Source organism: uncultured Algibacter sp., from assembly GCF_947495925.1.
GTDB lineage: Bacteria > Bacteroidota > Bacteroidia > Flavobacteriales > Flavobacteriaceae > Algibacter_E.
Genome location: NZ_CANMAU010000001.1, coordinates 289,884 through 310,549, shown reverse-complemented (window position 1 = coordinate 310,549; position 20,666 = coordinate 289,884). Strand labels below are relative to the sequence as shown.

The window sequence follows — 20,666 nt, the reverse complement described above, 5'->3', positions numbered from 1 at the left end:
CAACAAATTATAAAACTTATTTTTTGGAACGCTTAATTTTGCTTAAAAATTCGTGGGTAATGCCCAAATAGCTTGAGGTTTGCCTGTCGGTAAGTTTTGAGGCGATTTTCGGGTAATTTTCAATAAAGTGTATATAGCGTTCTTGGGCTGTTAAACTGTGGTTTCTTATTAGCCGGCGTTGCCACGCAACTATGGCTTTTTGAGACATGATTCTAAATAATTTTTCGACTATAGGAACTGACTCATAAAGCGCAAGTTTGTCCGTTCTACTAATGAGGAGGACCTGACTGTCTTCTAATGCTTGAATGTTCAAGTGAGATGGGGTTTGATTCATAAAGCTATCTATGTCCATGAGCCACCAATCTTTCGAAGCAAAATGAAGTACGTTTTCATTACCTTTTTTGTCGATGGTGAATACCCTAAAACAACCCTCTAATACAAAACCTTCAAATTTATAGATGTCTCCTTGCGTTAATAAAAATTCTTTCTTTTTTATATATTTAGGCTCAAAAAAACTACAAATAGTATCAAGATCTTTACTATTAATTCGAACATGTTTTTTTATGTTTTCTTTGAGTAAACGGTGTGACATTTTAGAATACGTTAAGCGTCGAACTAAAGTATAGTATTTTATTGAAATTTGAAAAACCAAGAGAAGAAGACTTTAATTGTAAGTTTATGTTATCTCCATATAAGCTTCAAGTTTTTTAAAAAAGAACACAATTAATTTCAAGAGGTCTCTGAAAACAAGAAATAAAAAAAGCCCCATGATAGGGGCTTTTTCATTATCTAAATTAAAGACCTATTTTTTGTATAATGGGTCTACTCCTATTGTTCCAACCAGACGATTTAAATAATCAGACGATTTAACATCGTTATATAATTTTCTAGTGGCATCAAGGCGTGCATTTAATTGCATGTCTTCCACCAAAATATCATTATAAGAATCGTTTATAAATGATTCTAAGTAGTCAATCTGAGAACCATAATATGTAATATCCTTTTGTTGTTTTAATGCTAATCTCTCTTTGTACCAATCTGTGCTTAATACATAGTCTCTGTCAAAATATTTTCTTAATTCTGGATCACTAATGTCCTTACCTTCGTAATTTCCATAAGCCATAATATTTAGTAGAATTTTCAAAGGAGGAATGGCTGCTTCAATACTTCCATCTTTAAAATAGTTTAGCGCCACTTTTTGTTGTGCTTCAACTATGTTCGCTATACCATCAACATAATCTTCTAAATTTTGTAGTTCTGGTTTTAGCATACGCTCATTGAATACTGCTGTAGGCTCATCAAACAATCTATTTAAACAAAGTAATGAGAATGTTTTCGTTATTCTATAACCTAAACGGCTCGCTAATACTTTCTCTCCGTTATGCTCGAAATCTTCAATTTTTTCTAAAGATCCGTTGGCAATTAAATTATTAGGATCTCTATCTTCGGGTGCCATTCTGGCCCAAATTTCTGGGATTAATAAACTCACATCATGGTCAATCTTGTTTTCTACACCTACATACCCAGCAGCGGTACTAAATCCATTAGATTCTGTTAAGATATGCGATAGTAAGGCATTGTTTAAATCTGTTGTTGGTGTCAACATATTAAACGGAGCTTTAGTTAATGCGCCTTCAGATCCAGCTCCGGTAGTTGATGGCGATTTACCTGTTAAACTACAAATAAAGTCCATAAATAATTCGGGAGTTTCCTGATAATGTATTGGGTTGTACACCGCTAATGGTCTTATGCCCGCTTCTCTATCTGCTGGGTTGTTCCTTCTACCTGGTAAAACGGCATTCACAGTATGAATTACAGGATCACTAAGTTTTATCTTTCTCTTTAAGCGAACACCCATATCCGAGATGTACGAGGCTTCGGTTTCATGATAAAATCTATTTGGTTCTAAATAACGAGGGTTTTTAGTTGGTAAACCATCTTCTATAATTCTGGGGTGAGATGGTAATACAAACTGTATGTTCTCGTCATCGCTATCAATAATTTCCTTTATAAAGTCTTGAACTGGCTGGGTGTATTTGTCATAACTAATGGTGTCTTCATAAATTTCAATAGCATCTTTTTTAGTTAACATTTCATAATTGGTTAAGAATCTACCATTTGAAATAATATCTAGCTCAGCACCTTTGTCATATCCTCTAACGATAGCCTCATCTGGTCTTTGGAATAAATGAGCTTCACAGTTAACAAGAACTTTTACACTCTCATTTGTGTATTCTGGATTTAGATCTTTAAACTGATTTCTTGGAAGGGTGATTGAAGCAGAAATGTCATCTTCAGTTTGAATTTTTTCACTAGCTGAAAAATCAGAGCGTAACTTGTTAAGCATCCAATTGCCTTGTTGATTGAATCCTATACGAACATAACTACCCACAACAGGGTTATTGTTGTATAACAGAGATGTACCTTTAACCCCATTGATAATATCAACACTCATTAAATCTTTCCAGTTAAGGTTAGCGCCGTGAGCCTGTCTAAATAAGCGTTTTACGAATAAAACTAGCGAACGTATATGTACCGGAATATTTTCTAGCCATTTATTAAATTCATCTGAGTTTTCGTCAGAAGGAGTTAATAGTTTTACAACCGAACCTAAAGTTCTTTTTTCACTTAAGAATGATCTTGACTTTGGTCTGTTAGGGTCTTTGATTTTCCATCTGGTGGAGTAATCGAACTCGATAATTTCATCAGCTTTCTTAAAGTCTTCCTCTATGTTGTGAATATTAAACCTAGCATAAGTGATCGCATTTTGCATAGATTTAGAAATCTCAGATTTACCACCTCCTGAAACTGTACAAGGTTTATGGCAAAATACACCTTCTGGATAGGTCTCTATAATACGCCACAAATTGATAGACTTGTGTTTTTCTAACCTTAGTTTGTTACCAGATGGATGGATATAGGTTTTAAAAGGTGATAACTTTAGTTTTTGCTCCTTGCCCTTATAATTCCAAGTAATGCTATTCGTATTGGTATTAAAGTAAGACGATTCTGGAATGTAAACGATATTTGGGTATTTATTATCTATTGCATAGTTTTCAGGTTTAATAGTAATGCGTTCTCCTAATAGGGTTTTTACATCTTCGAAGGTATGGTCTAAGCCATAATACTGATTGTAGTCCTTGCAATTTACCGTGTCACCCATAACTCGTCTAGCATAAGCAATGGCGCCCCCAGCATGCTCTTCTTCCAGCATTCCATAAAGGTTTGCAGAATAACTTATTTGGGTTTTAATTTCTTTTTTAGAATACCCATAATAGTTATCGGCAATTAAAGTAATAACTACACCACTTTCATCTCTACATGTAATTTTAAACGCACCTCCATTATTGTAAAGTTCATTCTCTTCTATCCAACACATGCCATCTCTTTTCTGACGATCTGTTGCATCATCAAAATGAGGAAGGCCCACATCTTTCTTTTTGAGCTTTAATAAATGTGGCGCAAGAATAATACATCCCGTATGGCCCGTCCAATGCTCTGGATCGAGAGCGGCGTCGTTATGTGCTAAATTAGGATTTCCTGCATTACCAAAAATGTTTTCAACAAAATCTAAATTACTTACCAACGACCCTGGAGCAAAGAATCTCACTTCTAATCTTTTTTCGCTAACAACACCTTTCACCTCTGGGCATACAACAGGTCTTAAAAGCATAGAAACCATGGTTTTGGCTTTCTCTTCTTGGTTAGATGTGAATGGGAGTGTATTTAAATCATCTGTAGGTTTAAAGGCTTCATTGATAAAATGTGCCAAAACTACTTTAGGAACTTCTTTTTTGTCTAAGGGAACAGGTAAAGGACCTTCAACTATATGAAAAGTACCCTTGGTTGTTCTTTTATCGTGCAAAGGGTTATTTAAAATCCCTTGTTTAAGTCGTTTCGAATTTACTAAATCGCTTTCAAAAGAATTACCATCTGGAGGTAAACTTGCCTCTCTTGCTTGTCCTTTTTTAGATAGAATTAAGGTGTTGTTAGGAAGTTTAGTTGGCTTGCCAATTGAAACGTCTTTTAAGTAAGTGTCAATAAAATTCTGAATTCTTGAATCGGCAGGAGATAAGTGATTTGCTAAAAGTCTTGATTTTTCTCGGAGACTCATTATAAGGGCTCGGGTAGTTTTTTCGAACTCAGGGTCGCAAAATTTTTCTTGGCTATCTTCTTTGTCTTTAAAAATGGGCTGTCCTATGGCAGCTAATTGTAAATTGATAAACTGAATAATGTCTTTTCTTGATTCTTGCATGATATTTAAAAGTTAGAATACCGATAGTATTCAGGTTCAGAGGCAAAGTTATAATGAGATAGGCGTAAAAAACCTGTCAAAAGTCAGTCTTCCTTATAATTTTTTAAGAAAACGTTTGCGTAAAAGGGGCGTAGAAAAGGCTTATTTAAAAGCATTTAGCCCAGTAATGTCTAATCCAGTAATAAGTAAATGGATATCGTGTGTGCCTTCGTAAGTAATTACGCTTTCAAGGTTCATAGAATGCCTCATAATACTGTATTCTCCAGTAATGCCCATACCTCCTAAAATTTGCCTAGCTTCTCGTGCAATATTTATAGCCATTTCGACATTATTGCGTTTTGCCATTGAAATTTGAGCTGAAGAGGCTTTGCCATCATTTCTTAAAACTCCAAGCCGCCAAGTTAAAAGTTGCGCCTTGGTAATTTCGGTAATCATTTCAGCTAATTTTTTCTGTTGTAGTTGAAACTGGCCAATAGGTTTGCCGAATTGCTGACGTTCTTTACTATATCTCAAGGCTGTGTCATAACAATCCATAGCTGCTCCAATAGCTCCCCAAGCAATGCCATATCTGGCAGAATCTAAACATCCAAGGGGTGCGCCTAAGCCAGATTTATTGGGTAGTAAATTCTCTTTTGGAACTTTAACATTATCGAAAATGAGTTCTCCAGTAGCCGAAGCTCGTAATGACCATTTACTGTGAGTTTCAGGAGTTGAGAATCCTGCCATACCTCTTTCAACAAGAAGCCCATGAATACGTCCATTTTCATCTTTAGCCCAAACTACAGCAACTTGCGCAAAGGGCGCGTTACTAATCCACATTTTAGCTCCGTTTAATAAATAATGGTCGTCTTTATCCTTAAAATTTGTAGTCATGCCACTAGGATTACTACCATGGTCTGGTTCGGTTAATCCAAAACAGCCTATCCATTCGCCGCTTGCTAATTTTGGTAAGTACTTTTTGCGTTGCGCGTCATTTCCATATTTCCATATAGGATACATAACTAATGATGATTGTACAGAGGCCGTACTTCTAATACCAGAATCACCGCGTTCAATTTCCTGCATAATTAATCCATATGAAATTTGATCCAACCCAGCGCCTCCATATTCCATGGGAATGTATGGACCAAAAGCACCAATTTCGGCTAAACCCCTTATAATTTGTTTTGGAAATTCTGCTTTTTGGGCATAGTCTTCAATAATAGGAGATATTTCGCGTTTTACCCATTCGCGTGCTGCACCTCTAACTAATTTGTGTTCCTCGGTAAGTAATTCATCTAAGTCGTAATAATCTGGAGCTTCAAATAGGTCTGGTTTCATAAAGACTAAATTAAAGAGGTTTAAAGAAAATAATTAACAAAAAACTGTTTTTGTTGTCAAATCATCAATTTTATCTCTCAAATTTAATTAATCTTTATCAAATTCGTTACATTTTTAAATAAAAATCTTTGGTTAATTCAACGTATTCTGGAGTGTATTCATGTCTGCCAATTTCAATAGTTAAGAAGCTTATGTTAATAGCGCTTTCGCGGAAAGAGAACTCTATTAAACTGCGTTTGATTTCAGATGATGGTTGACCTTTAACGCGAAGTATTCTATTAGGAAATAGTTTCATGTTTTTAGCTTTATCTATAAAATGGGCTTCTTCTTTGAACGGAATGATAACAGAAAATGTCCCATGGTCTGATAATAATACAGAAACGCTTTTAATTAAGTGATCAAAAGGCATCGCATCTTGAAAGCGCGCTAAATCACGTTGGCTGTTTTCGGTTTTGTAACTTTCGGAATAAAAGGGAGGATTACAGATAATCAGGTCATAGGAGTCTTCAATTTCATCGCTGAAATCTTGGAGGGAGGCATGATAACAAAAAAGGCGATCTCCCCAGGGCGACTGTTCAAAATTATTTACACATTGTTCATAAGCTTGGTCTTCAATTTCAAGGGCGTCAATAACTTCTGATTGACTACGTTGTGCCATCATAAGAGACAATATACCCGTTCCAGCTCCAATATCTAAAATTGAGAAAGGCTGATTTTTTAAAGATGCCCATGCGCCTAATAGCACGCCATCTGTGCCAATTTTCATAGCACATTTATCTTGGTTTACTTCAAAATGTTTAAACGAAAATGATGTTGAAGACATAGGTAATAATTGGAGTTCAAAACTAGTGAATTAAGGCTAAATTTTAAGTGTAGGAGAATAAGGAATTTCATGGTGAATTAACTTTCGTGAAAATTTAACATCATTTGGGCATGGATAATTTCGATTAATTTAGTATCTTAATATTCTGATTACAAACAAACTAAACGTGATTATGTCGATCTTAAAACCCCAAGATTATGAAAAACTCAAAACTAATTATCTCCCAATTAAATGAGCTCTTGGCTCTAAATTATTATGCGGAAAAAATTTATTTGGACGCTTTAAATGAAGTTAAAAACGATTATTTAAAACACTTTTGCAGGGCAATGGCCTTTGAACGAAATGAGTTCTGCAGGTATATAGGGGCCGAAATTATTCAGCAAGGCGGAGAGCCCAAGTACCCAGACCATATACGACATAAGTCCGATATATTGTGGTCTAATTTTAAATATACGGTATGTGTTAATGATAATAAAGCCCTAGTCGATGAGCTTATTAGAATTAAAACCTGGAGTATAGATAAATATGAGGAAAGTTTGAATAAAGTGGATTTTCCTGAGAGTATTGTAAATGTACTTTTAAAGCAGAAAACTGTGCTTGAAAAAAGCTTAATTTCTGTAAAGTCAAACCAAGATGCTTTTAGTCAATTTTTACGCATGGCAAATTAAAATTTGTTGTTTTGATTATGGTGTAAGTAGTTTTACGTCAGGTTGTTGTGTTAAAATTTTAAGAAAACCATAGATGAATTTACGTTAAAATAGTCTAAATTTTATTAAACTCTGTTAAATAAAATTCCCTCACAATAATCCATTTTATTTTTGCAAAGGGAAAGTATAATATTTGATGTACATCAAATATTGTGATTCGGCTAAAAATAATGAGTTATGAAAAGATTAGGGCGTATTTTGGAGAAAATGAATGATTTATTGATCATGAATGGGGAAGCAGAAAAAATATATTTTGAGCTTGTCGAGGATACAATTGAGAAAGATTTAAAAGCTACTTTTAGAGAAAGCGGGTTTGAAAGAAATGAGTTCTCAAAAGATTTAAAGTTAGAGATTTTGAAGCTTAATGGGGAACCTAATTATTCTGAGAATAGAAGAAGTGATTTATATAAATACTGGATGAACCTGAGAAATCTTCTGTTGTTTGAAGATGAAAAAAATTTGCTTCAAGAAGTTTGTAATTTAAAGGCCTTGAGTATTAAAAAATATAATGAGTTGTTGAGCGAAATGAGTTTACCGCTTTCTACCTGTAAAATGTTAATTAGACAACGAGATATTATTGAACAAGGTATGGTTGCTCTCCAAAGACATAAGGAGGCTTTTGTGGTTTAATTAGCTTTAAAAGCTACTTGTTATAAATTATTATTTTTTTTAAAGATATAAATCGATTAACCCTTCTGGTGTTTTAACTAAAATAGTTTTATTGTCTCTATCAACTTTTTCTATGAACTCATCATTCATAGGAATTAATATCTCTGTACCATCGCGATCAATTTCAAAAAGAGCCTGTGCAGTAGAGTCATTTATGCTTTTTATAATGCCAACTTCTCCAAAGTTTTTATCATTAATGGTAAAGCCTATAACTTCATGAAAGTAAAACTTGTTGCCCTCAAGTTTGGGGAGTAAATCTAGAGGTAGGTATAATCCACTTTTCATAATAGCATCAGCATCTGCTTCAGCATCAACATCTTCGAATTTTATACGTAATAATTCTGATTTGTGTAGTTGTGAATTTTCTATAAAAAAAGGAACTAGGTTGTTTCTTAATTCTAAAAAGATAGCATCTAGATGTTCGTAAATTTCTGGTTGATCGGTATCTAGTTTAGCTAATACTTCGCCTTTAAAGCTATATTTTTTTACAATTTTACCAAGGTAGAAACAATCTTCTTTTTTCATGACAATTATTTTGTTATCCTGAGCTTGTTTCAGGATCTTATATCTTTCAGTTTTATATGTGATACTGAAATAATTCAGCATTATGCAAAATTGTTTTGCATAAAAAAACTCCGATATTTCTATCGGAGCTTAAAAGTATAAAAAAATATTTTTTATTCTTCTTCGTTTGAAGCTTCAGCAGTAGGAGCTTCTTCTTCAGCTACTTCTTCTTCAACTATAGGAGCTGCAGCAGCAATTCTCGCTTCATTTACAGCTTTTTCGGCTGCTAGTGCTTCCGCTTTAGCTTTAGCATCAGCTTCAGATAAACCATCAGCTTTAGCTTGAATCTTACCTGTTTTTTCTTCTAACCAAGCAGCGAATTTAGCTTCAGCTTGCTCTTCAGTTAAAGCGCCTTTTCTAACACCACCTGCAAGATGATTTTTTAATAAAGCACCTTTGTAAGATAATAAAGTTTTAGCAGTATCAGTTGGTTGTGCACCATTCTGCAACCATGTTACAGCACCATCAACATTTAATTCAACAGTTGCTGGGTTTGTGTTTGGATTGTAGATACCTAATTTCTCTAAGTATTTACCATCTCTTTTTGAACGTGCATCGGCTGCAACGATCCAGTAAAAAGGTTTTCCTTTTTTACCATGTCTTTGTAATCTAATCTTTACTGGCATAATAATTAATTAGTTGAGGTTCACGACCTCGGTTATTAATGAGAGCGCAAATATACTACATTTTTTGAATTACAATAGCTTTTTTTGTTTTGAAATGTTAATTTTTAATCGCTGAATATCAGTAAGTTAAAAATCTAGAATAATAAACAAACAGGACTTGGCATATCTATCGAATATAAAAAAGATAATTTACCAGTTTCAGTGTTAATTTTAAACACCGAAATATTGTCACTTTTTCTGTTCGCCACTAAAAGAAATTTACCTGTTGGATCTAGTGTAAAGTTTCTAGGCCAATCACCATAAACAGACATATTTTGAATACGTTCTATAGTGCCGTCTTCTGTATTTCGTTTAAAAACAGCAATAGAATTTTCGCCTCTGTTGGAACCATAAAGGAAACGCTCGTCTTTAGATAAATGAATGTCCGCACAAGAAATTTGTCCTTTGTAATCATCATCTAAAGTGCTATCGAAATCAATTTGCTCAAACCTTTTTTTTGTTTTCTTAACTGATGTTATAGAGCCACCATATTCATTTATTATATAGATGTATTGGTCGTCTTTAGTTAAAACAAAATGTCTAGGACCAGGATTACCTTCCATTTTAACAATACTATCAGATTTTAGCTTGTATTTATCCCCGTCTAGTTCATAATGGTAAACAGCGTTATTACCTAAATCAGCAACGTATAAATCATTTTCATGAAATTGCGCAGAGTGAGCTCTTGCTGGTTTTTCACCTTTGTTGTGGTTAAAAACTTGAGATGCCTCACCAAGATACCCGTTTTCTTTTATTGGGTAAATAGAAACGGTACCCGCACCATAATTAGAAACTACAATTTTAGAACCTTCTTTATTTATAGCAATATGGCATGGGCCTTTACCATTACTACTCATACGTGTTAGAAGTGATAAGCTTTTATCTTCATTTATTTTATAAGAAGATACAAACCCAGACCCATTAACAGAATACATAAACTTTCTATCTGGAGCGTATGTTAAAAACGACGGATCGTCTGCATGAATAACTAGTTTTTTATTATTTAACACTCCGGTTTCAGTGTTAAAATTTAGCTTGTAAATTCCTTTACTATCTCGTTTTGTATAAGTTCCAACATAAAGATCAATGTTTTGAGCTTTAGAACTCAAAAAAACAAATGTAAATCCAAAAAATAACAGTTTGAGTCTCATAAAATAGTTTTGATAAGAGATTCAAAAGTATTGTTTTTAAATTAAATAAGTTTGTTTACAATTGTTTATAACTTCATTTTAAAAAAGTACAAATTCTACCTATTTTTATATGCTCGACATTTGTGATTAAGCAAATAAACGATTCAACAGATAAACATAAAGAATGTACTTAATTTTCGATACAGAAACTACCGGATTACCAAAGCGTTGGGATGCCCCAATTACAGATACCGACAACTGGCCAAGATGTATTCAAATTGCGTGGCAACTCCACGATGGTATGGGTAACTGTGTTGAAAGTCAAGACTATTTGGTGCAACCAGAAGGGTTTAATATCCCCTATGATGCAGAGAAAATTCACGGTATTTCTACGGAATTAGCTCAGGAGCAAGGTGTGCCTTTAGCCGAGGTTTTAGAAAAGTTTAATGAAGCCTTAGGGAAGACCAAATTTGTAGTTGGTCAAAACGTGAAGTTCGATTTGAATATCATGGGCGCAGAATTTGTGCGTGAAGCTGTTGAAAACCCATTACAAGAACTTCCTGTATTAGATACTTGTACCGAACATACTGCGGGTTTATGTCAGATTCCGGGAGGGCGCTATGGTAAATTTAAATTACCAACGCTTACAGAATTACATGAGTTTTTATTTAATGTACCGTTTTCTGAAGCTCATAACGCAACTGCTGATGTAGAGGCCACTACACGTTGTTTTTTAGAGTTGATTCGTTTAGGCGAATACACAAAAGAACAGCTAGATGTTGAGCCAGATTATTTTGAGAATTTCAAAAAAGAGAATCCCGATACTATTCAGCTTATTGGATTAAAGCACATCAATCTTAAAAAGGAGAGTGCTAAAATTCAAGCGCGTTTACAAAAAGCTGAGTCGGGAATTTCTTCGGAAGATATCAAGCAAAACGCATCAGATTTAGTTGATGTAGATTTTGTGCATCTTCATAACCATTCACAATTTTCGGTATTACAATCTACAATGAGTGTGTCTGATATTGTTGCAGCAGCAGGAGAGCATAATATGTCTGCCGTAGCGCTTACAGATCATGCGAACATGATGGGTGCATTTCATTTTGTAAATGCTGTAAACAAATTTAATGGAGGTGTAAAAGCAAAAATAGCCGAGGCAGAAGAAAAAGGAGAAACTACAGATGCAAAATTGATAAAGCCTATTGTTGGTTGTGAGTTTTTTGTTTGTGAAGATCATACTGATAAAACCAGAAAAGACAACGGTTATCAAATTGTACTCTTGGCTAAAAATAAAAATGGCTATCATAATTTGGCAAAATTATCATCACACGCCTTTGTTGATGGGTTTTATTATTTGCCAAGAATTGATAAAAAACTGATTCAGCAGTATAAAGAAGATATTATTGTTCTTACAGGAAATTTATACGGAGAAGTCCCTAGTAAAGTTTTAAATATTGGTGAGAATCAAGCAGAGGAAGCTTTACTTTGGTGGAAAGAAGCCTTTGGAGATGATTTATATGTGGAGCTGATGCGTCACAATCAAGAGGATGAAAATCGTGTAAATCCAACTCTGATAAAACTCGCCAAAAAACATGATGTAAAATTAATTGCATCAAATAATACGTATTACAGAAAACAAGAAGATGCTAATGCACATGATATTTTATTATGTGTAAAAGATGGTGAAAAACAAACCACACCAATTGGTAGAGGACGAGGCTATCGCTACGGATTACCAAATCAAGAGTATTATTTTAAGTCGCCTGAGGAAATGAAAACATTGTTTCAGGATGTGCCTGAAGCGATTTTGAATGTACAGGAGGTTGTTGATAAAGTTGAAGCTTTTCAACTGGCGCGAGATGTACTATTACCTGCTTTTGATATTCCGGATGAATTTAAGCATGATGAAGATTTAGCTGATGGCGGCAAACGAGGGGAAAATGCTTATTTAAAGCATTTGGTCTACGAAGGTGCAAAAAAACGTTACAGTGAACCATTATCAGAAGAAGTTACTGAACGCTTAGATTTTGAGTTGAACGTTATTGAAAATACAGGGTATCCCGGATATTTCTTAATTGTTGAAGATTTTATTCGAGAAGCCAGGAACATGGATGTGTCTGTGGGACCAGGGCGTGGTTCTGCTGCTGGTTCTGTAGCAGCATATTGTTTATGGATTACTAATATTGATCCTCTTAAGTACGATTTGCTTTTTGAGCGTTTCTTGAATCCAGATCGTATTAGCATGCCCGATATTGATATCGATTTTGATGATGAAGGTAGAGGTCGTGTCATGGACTATGTTATTGAAAAATATGGTGCTAATCAGGTGGCTCAAATTATTACTTATGGTACCATGGCTGCAAAATCGTCTATTCGAGATACAGCACGTGTATTAGATTTGCCATTATTTGATGCCGATAGAATTGCGAAATTGATTCCTAATATGTCTAAGCTGAATAAGATTTTTGGTTTAGATGAAAAAGAACTCGGAAAGAAATTTAGAGCTGAAGATTTAGAAAAAGTCAACGAACTTTTAAATATTGCTGATGGTTCAGATTTACAAGCTGAAACTGTAAACCTAGCTAAAACACTAGAAGGATCGGTAAGAAATACAGGAATTCATGCCTGTGGTGTGATTATTACTCCAGACGATATTACCAAATTCGTTCCTGTATCTGTGGCGAAAGATTCTGATTTGTATGTTACTCAGTTTGATAACTCGGTGGTAGAAGATGCAGGATTATTGAAAATGGATTTCTTGGGATTAAAAACGCTGACTTTAATTAAAGACACCGTTAAAATCGTAAAAGCAAAACATGATATTCAATTAGACCCTGAAAGTTTTCCATTAGATGATGAGGAGACCTATGCTTTATTCCAGCGAGGAGAAACTGTTGGGGTATTTCAGTATGAATCTCCCGGAATGCAAAAACACCTTCGCGATTTAAAGCCAACGGTGTTTGAAGATTTAATTGCGATGAATGCCTTGTATCGTCCGGGACCAATGGAATATATTCCAAGTTTCGTTCGAAGAAAACATGGAGATGAAGAGATTGAGTACGATTTACCAGCAATGGAAGAGTACTTAAAAGAAACTTACGGAATTACGGTATACCAAGAGCAAGTGATGTTATTGTCACAAAGTTTAGCAGACTTTACCAAGGGTGAAGCCGATGTACTTCGTAAGGCGATGGGTAAAAAGCAAATTGCGGTACTTGATAAAATGAAACCAAAATTTATTGAGCAGGCAAGTGCTAATGGGCATGATGCTAAAGTTTTGGAGAAAGTATGGAAAGATTGGGAGGCCTTTGCAAGTTATGCCTTTAATAAATCGCACTCCACATGTTATGCGTGGATTGCTTACCAAACGGCTTATTTAAAAGCACATTACCCTGCGGAATATATGGCTGCGGTACTGTCTAATAATATGAATGATATTAAGCAGGTTACTTTCTTTATGGAAGAATGTAAACGTATGAAATTGGACGTTTTAGGACCAGATGTTAATGAAAGTTACTATAAGTTTTCGGTAAATAAGGATGGTGCGGTACGTTTTGGAATGGGTGCTATAAAAGGTGTTGGTCATGGTGCGGTAATGACGATTGTTGATAATAGAAAAGAAGATGGTCATTACAGTTCTATTTTTGATTTTGCAAAGCGTATTGACTTGAGAGCAGCCAATAAAAAAGCATTTGAAAATTTAGCTTATGCTGGCGGATTTGATGGTTTTGGAGATATACATCGTGGACAATATTTTCATGATGATGGCGATGGGATTACCTTTTTAGAAAAGGCTATTAAGTTTGCACAGAAGTATAAAGAGAATAAGAATTCTGCGCAGATTGATATGTTTGGAGAACAAAGTAGTGTACAGTTTTCTGAACCCGAAGTACCACCATGTGAAGAATGGGGTACCATGAGAACTTTAAGTAAAGAACGTGAAGTTGTTGGAGTATACATTTCAGGACATCCTTTAGATGATTTTAAAACCGAAATGAAAACCTTTTGTAATGCTACGGTTGGAATGTTTAATCATTTAGAACCTTATGTAAATCGGGAGTTAGTATTTGGAGGTGTAGTTACCGATGTGCAACATCGTGTAAGTAAACAGGGTAAAGGTTGGGCTATGTTTACTATTGAAGATTATACAGATAGCTACGAGTTTAGAATTTTTGGAGAGGAGTATTTAAAGCAAAGGCATTTTTTATTGCAGAATAATTTTGTGTTTGTAAAGAGTTTTGTTCGTGAAGGTTGGACAAATAAAGATACTGGTAAAAAGAGTGACCCTAGATTACAATTTAATAGTTTTCAGCTACTGCATGATGTGATGGAACAATATGCTAAAAAGCTATCTATACAAGTTGATATAAAAGATTTAGACGAACAGAAAATAATGGCTTTAAAAGAGTTGTTGCATATGCACCCTGGGAATCAAGCCTTAAATTTCTTGGTATATGATACCAAAGAAAAAATGAAGTTAACAATGCCTAGTAGAAGGCAAAAAGTGAAGGTGTCTCAAGAGTTGTTGAATGGTTTGGAGGCACAGGATGTTCGGTTTAAGTTGAATTGATGCGTCATTCTGAGCTTTTTCATTAGAAAAAAAGTTTGAGAATTTGTTTGGCGATGACTTCGAGTTCTGATTTTTTATTTTCCCAGATTGTTATGTCGTGCCTCCTTATAATGACGCTTTTAATTAAACTCTACTATCCAAATAATCGCCTAAACGACCTAATTTATCATCCCAGAATTGTTCATAGAATTTTAACCACTTTGTAACTTCTTTTAGTTCTTTAGGGTTGGCATTGCAAAAACGTTCTCTTCCTTGGGAATCGATATATACCAAACCTACTTCTTCTAAAGTTTTAATGTGTTTGGTAACACCTTGTCTGGTCATGTCAAACTGATTTGAGATTTGTGTAATTGATAATGCTGAACTAGCAATAACCAAGGCATGAAAAATATCACGCCTTGTTGGATCTGCAATGGCTTTAAATAGTTTGGTTATTTTATCCTGCATTAACTTCTTCTTTTAAATAGGAGGTTAAGCCAGAAATACAATTGTCCCATCCGCCATTAAAACTTTCGAACATGGTTATTGCTGTTTCGCCGGCATAGTTTGTAATGCCAGAATGTTCTAAATTTAGTTTCGTGCCGTTTTTGGTTGATGTTAACTCCCATGTTACTGTAGTTTCGGTTTTTGTATCGGCAACTACCCAGGTGTAAACAAGCTTATAAGGATTTGCATTTTTAATCTCGCCGTGAATTATAGTACAGCCTTTTTCGTTTGGTTCTGCTGTAAAGGTGTATTTGTATCCTTGCTCTGCTTTAAAATCAGCCTTAATAAACCATGTCGAGATTTCTTCGGCTTTGGTTATAGCATTCCAGACTTGGTCTATGTTGTGATTAAATAAGACTTCTTTTTTGATTGAATCTTTCATAATTATTCTATTTTAAAATTTATATGCAACTTTACGGTTGCTAAACTAAAATAAATATTCTGTATATGCAACTTTTTAGTTGCTTAATTTAAATTTTTTAATTGAATTCGGTATTGCGCCAGGGATAGAAGTGGTAGCTTTTGACGAGGCGAGCATCGAGTCAAAACTATTAACGGATAGCCCGACCCTTGTGGTGGCGCCCAAAAAAATGAAATAAAACCAATTGATGCCATTATAGGGAAAACAAATTGTTGATTTGTAAGCTTTCGAGAATATTTTGACTAATTTTGTGTTAATAAATTAAGAACACATTAAAATATAAATATTATGGCATTAGAGATAACGGATGCGACGTTTGAAGAAGCGGTTTTAAAAAGTGATAAACCGGTATTAGTTGATTTTTGGGCAGCTTGGTGTGGGCCTTGTAGAATGGTTGGACCAATTATTGAACAAATTAGCGACGAGTATGATGGTAAAGCTGTAGTAGGTAAAGTAGATGTTGATGCTAACCAAGAGTTTGCTGCTAAATATGGTGTGCGTAACATTCCAACTGTTTTGGTTTTTCAAAACGGAGAAGTTGTTGGTAGACAAGTTGGTGTAGCGCCAAAGACTGCATATACTGAAGCTATAGACGGTTTGCTATAAGACACAATAAATTATAGAAAAAGAAAAATGAAAAGGTTTGCCGTTTTGGTGAACCTTTTTTTATTTTAGACTAAAATTTAAATTTATGAGCGAAATAAACAAAGTGCAAGAAGCCATTGATAGTAAATTGATAGAGCAACGAAAAGTGTTTTTGTGGGGGCAGGTAGATGATGCATCGGCCAAACATGTTATAGATAGATTATTATATTTAGATGCTTTGGATACTAAAGATATCCATTTATATATAAACAGCCCTGGAGGTTATGTAACTTCTGGATTTGCTATTTACGATTGTATTAAATCTTTAAACAGTGAGGTGTCTACAATTTGTACTGGTTTTGCAGCGTCAATGGGGTCAATAATTTTATCGGCTGGTGTAAAAGGGAAACGGTTTATTCAGCGGCATGCGCGTGTGATGATTCATCAGCCAAGTGGTGGAGCAAGAGGTCAGGCTAGCGATATTGAAATTACGGCTAAAGAGATTGTACTTACTAAGGAATTGAGTGCTCAAATACTTGCCGATAATTGTGGGCAAACCTTTGACAAAGTGATGAAAGATTTTAATCGCGACCATTGGATGGGTGCAGATGAATCTGTGGCCTATGGGATCGTAGATGCTGTGATATAGTTATTTAATTTAACAAGATATGAGAGGTCTAGATTTTACTAAACCTCTCTTTGTTTTTAATTTAAATTGTTAGTTATGAAGCCTTTTATTTACGCTATTCTAGTGCTTGTGTTTGTAACATCTTGTCATGATAAACCGGAGCGGATAGATTTATTAAGCCCAGGAATTTCTTTAGAATTGGCAACATATAGAAAACAACAAGTAGCAGATGTTGTTTATAATTTATCTTTTGAAATACCAGAAAGTAAGGTAGATAAAATAAAATCTCGACTACAATTGAATTTGGAGATTAAAAATTTAGATCACCCGCTATATTTAGATTTCAATGAAGCAAGTTCATATCTTAAAAGTGTTTTGGTTAATCATGATAAGGTTGAAATTAATCATCAAAAAGAGCATATTATTATAGATGAGAAGCACTTAACACTTGGGGATAATGTTTTAGAGATAGAATTTGATGCAGGCGAATTATCACTTAACAGAAATGAAGATTATTTATACACCCTTTTAGTGCCGGATCGGGCAAGTACCTTGTTCCCTTGTTTTGATCAGCCTGACATAAAAGCAAATTACATATTAGATATTACAGCTCCCAAAGATTGGGAGGTGCTTTGCGGTTCTTATATTGAAGCGCAAGAAACTCAAGGTGATTTTATTAGACATCAATTTAAAGAGTCTGATAAAATGAGTACCTACTTGTTTTCGTTTGTGGCAGGTAAATTCTTTAAGGTTAATCAAGATATGGGTGGCTTAAATATGCGTATGCTGTATCGTGAAAACAACGAGGAAAAGCTTGCAGCAAGCATGGACGAGATTTTTAGACTTCATGATAATTCTGTTGTGTTTTTAGAGAATTACACCCAATATAAATTTCCGTTTCAGAAGTTAGACTTTGCAGTAATTCCAGGATTTCAATATGGAGGTATGGAGCATGTTGGTGCCATACAGTATAGAGAGGCATCTTTGTTTTTAGATAATAATGCCACCCAAAATCAGAAACTAAATCGAAGCCGATTAATAGCACATGAAACCGCACATATGTGGTTTGGAGATTTGGTTACCATGAAGTGGTTTGATGATGTTTGGCTAAAAGAGGTGTTTGCTAATTTTTTAGCTGATAAAATCACTTCTACCAATTTTTCAAACATCAACCACGACCTTAGTTTTATGAGTGATCATTACGGGAGTGCATATAGTGTAGATAGAACACAAGGCAGTACGCCCATAAAGCAGCATTTGGATAATTTGAAAAATGCTGGAACACTTTATGGCCGTATAATTTATAATAAAGCACCTATTATGATGCGCCAATTGGAGACCCTTGTTGGGGAATCGGCATTTAGAAAAGGCATGCAGAATTATATAAAAACTTATGCTAATGATAATGCCGATTGGGATGATTTAATTGGTATTTTGGATGAAGAGACTCCAGAAGACTTAAAATCTTGGAGTGCTGTGTGGGTGAATAAGTCAGGAAGACCTATAATTTCAGATCGTATTACCTATCGTAATAATGTCATCCAGCGTTTCGAAATTTTGCAGAAAGCTGAAGATGGTAGCCCTCATATTTGGCCACAAAGCTTTGATATAGGATTGGTGTATACCGACAGTGTTCATGTTATACCTGTGAAGCTTAGTAAGGATAAGCAAGTACTAAATGATTTTGTGGGCTTAACGAGGCCAAAATCAATCATATATAATTATAATGCTTTTGGTTATGGCGTATTTCCTGTTGACGATATTAATAGAATACCAGCAATAAAGAACGATTTGGCAAGAGGCTACAGTTATGTGAATTTATATGAGAACGTACTTTCTGGAAATATTAAACCTCAAAAAGCATTAACCGTTTTTATAGATGGTGTTTCTTCTGAAAAAGAAGAACTCATTTTAAATTCCATTGGTGGGAAAATAACAACCCTTTTTTGGGATTATATTTCAGAAGAAGAACGTGTAGCTATTGGAGGTAGGTTAGAGACTTTATTGTTTCAATTATTGAATGAAGAGGGCTTTTTACCAAGTTATAAAAAAACACTATTTGGTTTATTTAAAAGTATAGCCTATTCTGAACATGGTAAAGATTTGTTATATCGTATTTGGAATAAATCGCTAGTTATAGAAAATTTAAATTTAAATGAGAATGATTATACAAAACTAGCAGCAATCTTAGCTATTTATAACCATTCCCATGCTGGTGATATTTTACAAAAGGCGTTAGAAGATATTTCTAATCCCGATAGAAAAAAGCGCTTTGAGTTTTTAATGCCATCATTATCTATTGATGAAAAAACAAGAGATGATTTTGTGTTATCTTTAACTCAAGCTAAAAATAGAGAAAAGGAAAGCTGGGTAGTAACTGCTTTGTATTATATTAATCACCCATTGCGTCAAGAAGTATCACAAAAACATTTGCGACTATGTTTGGATTTGGTTGAGGAAATTCAACTAACAGGAGATATTTTTTTCCCTAAAGCATGGCTAAATGCCACAATTGGAAATTACACTTCTGCATATGCATATGATACGCTTGAGGAATTTCTTAATGATAAGCCAGATTTCCCCGTAGTTTTAAAAAATAAACTATTGCAGGCTTCCGATGGTGTTTACAGAGCAAAACTGATAAGAGAACAGGCAGATGAATCTAAGAAGTGAACTAAATAAAGTAGAAGGATTTAAGAATCTCGAGCTTCTGGCTAAACAAGTGGTTGAAGGTTTTATAGCAGGGATGCATAAAAGCCCGTTTCACGGATTTTCGGCAGAATTTGCTGAGCATAAAATTTATAATCAAGGAGAAAGCACACGGCATATTGATTGGAAGTTATTTGCTAAAACAGATAAACTTTATACCAAACGTTATGATGATGAAACCAATCTACGGTGTCATATTATTTTAGATAATAGTAGCTCTATGCACTACCCAAAATTAGATTCGTTTTCTATTAAAAGCCTAAATAAGGTGGGGTTTTCTGCTTTAGCTGCCGCATCTTTAATGCAAATATTGAAGAAACAACGCGATGCGGTAGGGTTGAGTATTTATAGTGATAATTACGATTATTATGCACCAGAAAAAGGGAGCGAAAGGCATCATCAAATGCTTTTAAATCACTTAAGTGATGCTGTGGTGTCTAAACCTCAAAAAAAACAAACAGAAACCTATAAGTATTTGCATGAAATAGCCGAAAAGATTCATAAACGGTCTATGATTTTTTTGTTTACAGATATGTTTCAAACGTCTGAAAATGAGGTTAAACTATTTGAAGCATTACGACATTTAAAATATAATAAGCATGAAGTGATTTTATTTCATGTGTTCGACAAAGAGAAAGAGCTGAAATTTGATTTTGATAATAGCCCGAAACGTTTTATTGATGTGGAGACCGGGGCCTATATGAATTTATATGCAAACTCTATTAAAGAAAACTATAGTAAACTGGTTGAAGAATATTTTGGTGCATTGCGATTAAAATGTGCTCAATATAAAATAAAATATGTCGAAGCAGATATCAATAAGGAATTTAATAACATCCTCACTACCTACATGATAGAACGGCAGAAGTTTATTTGATAAAAATTTTATTAAAAAAAGACTCAAAAAAGGTTTGAGATATTAAAAAAGGCGTGTATATTTGCAACCGCAATAATGCAACGGTCTGGTAGTTCAGTTGGTTAGAATGTCGCCCTGTCACGGCGAAGGTCGCGGGTTCGAGTCCCGTCCAGACCGCTAAAATTGCAACAAGAAAGCTCTGAGAAATTAGGGCTTTTTTTGGCAATAGCAAGAAGTTGTGTTGTTCCTAGAGAAATCTAGGATGTAGTTTACCAAAG

16 protein-coding genes and 1 tRNA gene are annotated in these 20,666 nt (G+C 34.5%); 8 read left to right on the top strand and 9 right to left on the bottom strand.

Annotated elements, in window-relative coordinates:
* Nucleotides 1–16: 16 nt before the first annotated feature.
* From Q0857_RS01305 to Q0857_RS01290, 4 genes are all read right to left on the bottom strand, one after another.
* Entirely contained in the window at nucleotides 17–592 is a 576-nt protein-coding gene (locus tag Q0857_RS01305; protein WP_298531001.1) for a Crp/Fnr family transcriptional regulator, read from the bottom strand.
* A 210-nt stretch (nucleotides 593–802) separates the two neighbouring features.
* Nucleotides 803–4,255, bottom strand: coding sequence for a hypothetical protein (locus Q0857_RS01300; protein ID WP_298530998.1), 3,453 nt, complete (start codon nucleotides 4,253–4,255; stop codon nucleotides 803–805).
* Nucleotides 4,256–4,396: 141 nt separating this feature from the next.
* Nucleotides 4,397–5,575 (bottom strand): acyl-CoA dehydrogenase family protein, encoded by a 1,179-nt coding sequence (locus Q0857_RS01295; RefSeq protein ID WP_298530996.1) that lies wholly within the window; start codon nucleotides 5,573–5,575, stop codon nucleotides 4,397–4,399.
* Nucleotides 5,576–5,681: 106 nt separating this feature from the next.
* The gene (locus tag Q0857_RS01290; RefSeq protein ID WP_298530992.1) at nucleotides 5,682–6,398 is read right to left on the bottom strand and encodes a methyltransferase; all 717 of its coding nucleotides are present in this window, start codon (nucleotides 6,396–6,398) and stop codon (nucleotides 5,682–5,684) included.
* Nucleotides 6,399–6,595: 197 nt separating this feature from the next.
* On the opposite strand from Q0857_RS01290, the gene Q0857_RS01285 reads away from it, so the two are divergent.
* A complete protein-coding gene (locus Q0857_RS01285; protein WP_298530989.1) occupies nucleotides 6,596–7,066 on the top strand; it encodes a DUF2383 domain-containing protein in 471 nt (156 codons plus the stop codon).
* A 216-nt stretch (nucleotides 7,067–7,282) separates the two neighbouring features.
* Nucleotides 7,283–7,735 (top strand): DUF2383 domain-containing protein, encoded by a 453-nt coding sequence (locus Q0857_RS01280; RefSeq protein ID WP_298530986.1) that lies wholly within the window; start codon nucleotides 7,283–7,285, stop codon nucleotides 7,733–7,735.
* Between the two features lie 39 nt (nucleotides 7,736–7,774).
* On the opposite strand, the gene rimM is transcribed toward Q0857_RS01280, so the two are convergent.
* The 3 genes from rimM to Q0857_RS01265 all read right to left on the bottom strand — a co-directional run bounded on the left by rimM (nucleotide 7,775) and on the right by Q0857_RS01265 (nucleotide 10,154).
* Nucleotides 7,775–8,299, bottom strand: coding sequence for a ribosome maturation factor RimM (gene rimM, locus Q0857_RS01275; protein ID WP_298530984.1), 525 nt, complete (start codon nucleotides 8,297–8,299; stop codon nucleotides 7,775–7,777).
* Between the two features lie 152 nt (nucleotides 8,300–8,451).
* Nucleotides 8,452–8,964, bottom strand: coding sequence for a 30S ribosomal protein S16 (locus tag Q0857_RS01270; protein ID WP_298530981.1), 513 nt, complete (start codon nucleotides 8,962–8,964; stop codon nucleotides 8,452–8,454).
* Nucleotides 8,965–9,098: 134 nt separating this feature from the next.
* Nucleotides 9,099–10,154 (bottom strand): lactonase family protein, encoded by a 1,056-nt coding sequence (locus tag Q0857_RS01265; RefSeq protein WP_298530978.1) that lies wholly within the window; start codon nucleotides 10,152–10,154, stop codon nucleotides 9,099–9,101.
* A gap of 163 nt (nucleotides 10,155–10,317) precedes the next feature.
* Here Q0857_RS01265 and dnaE point away from each other — a divergent pair, with 163 nt between their 5' ends.
* Nucleotides 10,318–14,703 carry a DNA polymerase III subunit alpha gene (gene dnaE, locus Q0857_RS01260; protein ID WP_298530975.1) on the top strand — a complete coding sequence of 1,462 codons (4,386 nt, stop codon included), beginning with the start codon at nucleotides 10,318–10,320 and terminating at the stop codon, nucleotides 14,701–14,703.
* A gap of 123 nt (nucleotides 14,704–14,826) precedes the next feature.
* Here dnaE and Q0857_RS01255 read toward each other — a convergent pair whose 3' ends face one another.
* Nucleotides 14,827–15,150, bottom strand: a complete 324-nt coding sequence (locus tag Q0857_RS01255; protein WP_298530972.1) for a helix-turn-helix transcriptional regulator — start codon at nucleotides 15,148–15,150, stop codon at nucleotides 14,827–14,829.
* Nucleotides 15,140–15,571: an SRPBCC domain-containing protein gene (locus Q0857_RS01250; RefSeq protein WP_298530969.1), complete on the bottom strand. Its 432-nt coding sequence runs from the start codon at nucleotides 15,569–15,571 to the stop codon at nucleotides 15,140–15,142. The genes Q0857_RS01255 and Q0857_RS01250 overlap by 11 nt, the downstream gene beginning before the upstream one ends.
* A gap of 327 nt (nucleotides 15,572–15,898) precedes the next feature.
* Between Q0857_RS01250 and trxA the strand changes: the two genes are divergently transcribed.
* From trxA to Q0857_RS01225, 5 genes are all read left to right on the top strand, one after another.
* The gene (gene trxA / locus Q0857_RS01245) at nucleotides 15,899–16,216 is read left to right on the top strand and encodes a thioredoxin (RefSeq protein WP_298530966.1); all 318 of its coding nucleotides are present in this window, start codon (nucleotides 15,899–15,901) and stop codon (nucleotides 16,214–16,216) included.
* Between the two features lie 85 nt (nucleotides 16,217–16,301).
* Nucleotides 16,302–16,844, top strand: coding sequence for a ClpP family protease (locus Q0857_RS01240; protein ID WP_298530963.1), 543 nt, complete (start codon nucleotides 16,302–16,304; stop codon nucleotides 16,842–16,844).
* Nucleotides 16,845–16,919: 75 nt separating this feature from the next.
* Entirely contained in the window at nucleotides 16,920–19,496 is a 2,577-nt protein-coding gene (locus Q0857_RS01235; RefSeq protein ID WP_298530960.1) for a M1 family aminopeptidase, read from the top strand.
* Nucleotides 19,480–20,409 carry a DUF58 domain-containing protein gene (locus Q0857_RS01230; RefSeq protein ID WP_298530958.1) on the top strand — a complete coding sequence of 310 codons (930 nt, stop codon included), beginning with the start codon at nucleotides 19,480–19,482 and terminating at the stop codon, nucleotides 20,407–20,409. The genes Q0857_RS01235 and Q0857_RS01230 overlap by 17 nt, the downstream gene beginning before the upstream one ends.
* Before the next feature lie 82 nt (nucleotides 20,410–20,491).
* Nucleotides 20,492–20,565, top strand: a tRNA-Asp gene (locus tag Q0857_RS01225).
* The last annotated feature ends 101 nt before the right edge of the window (nucleotides 20,566–20,666 follow it).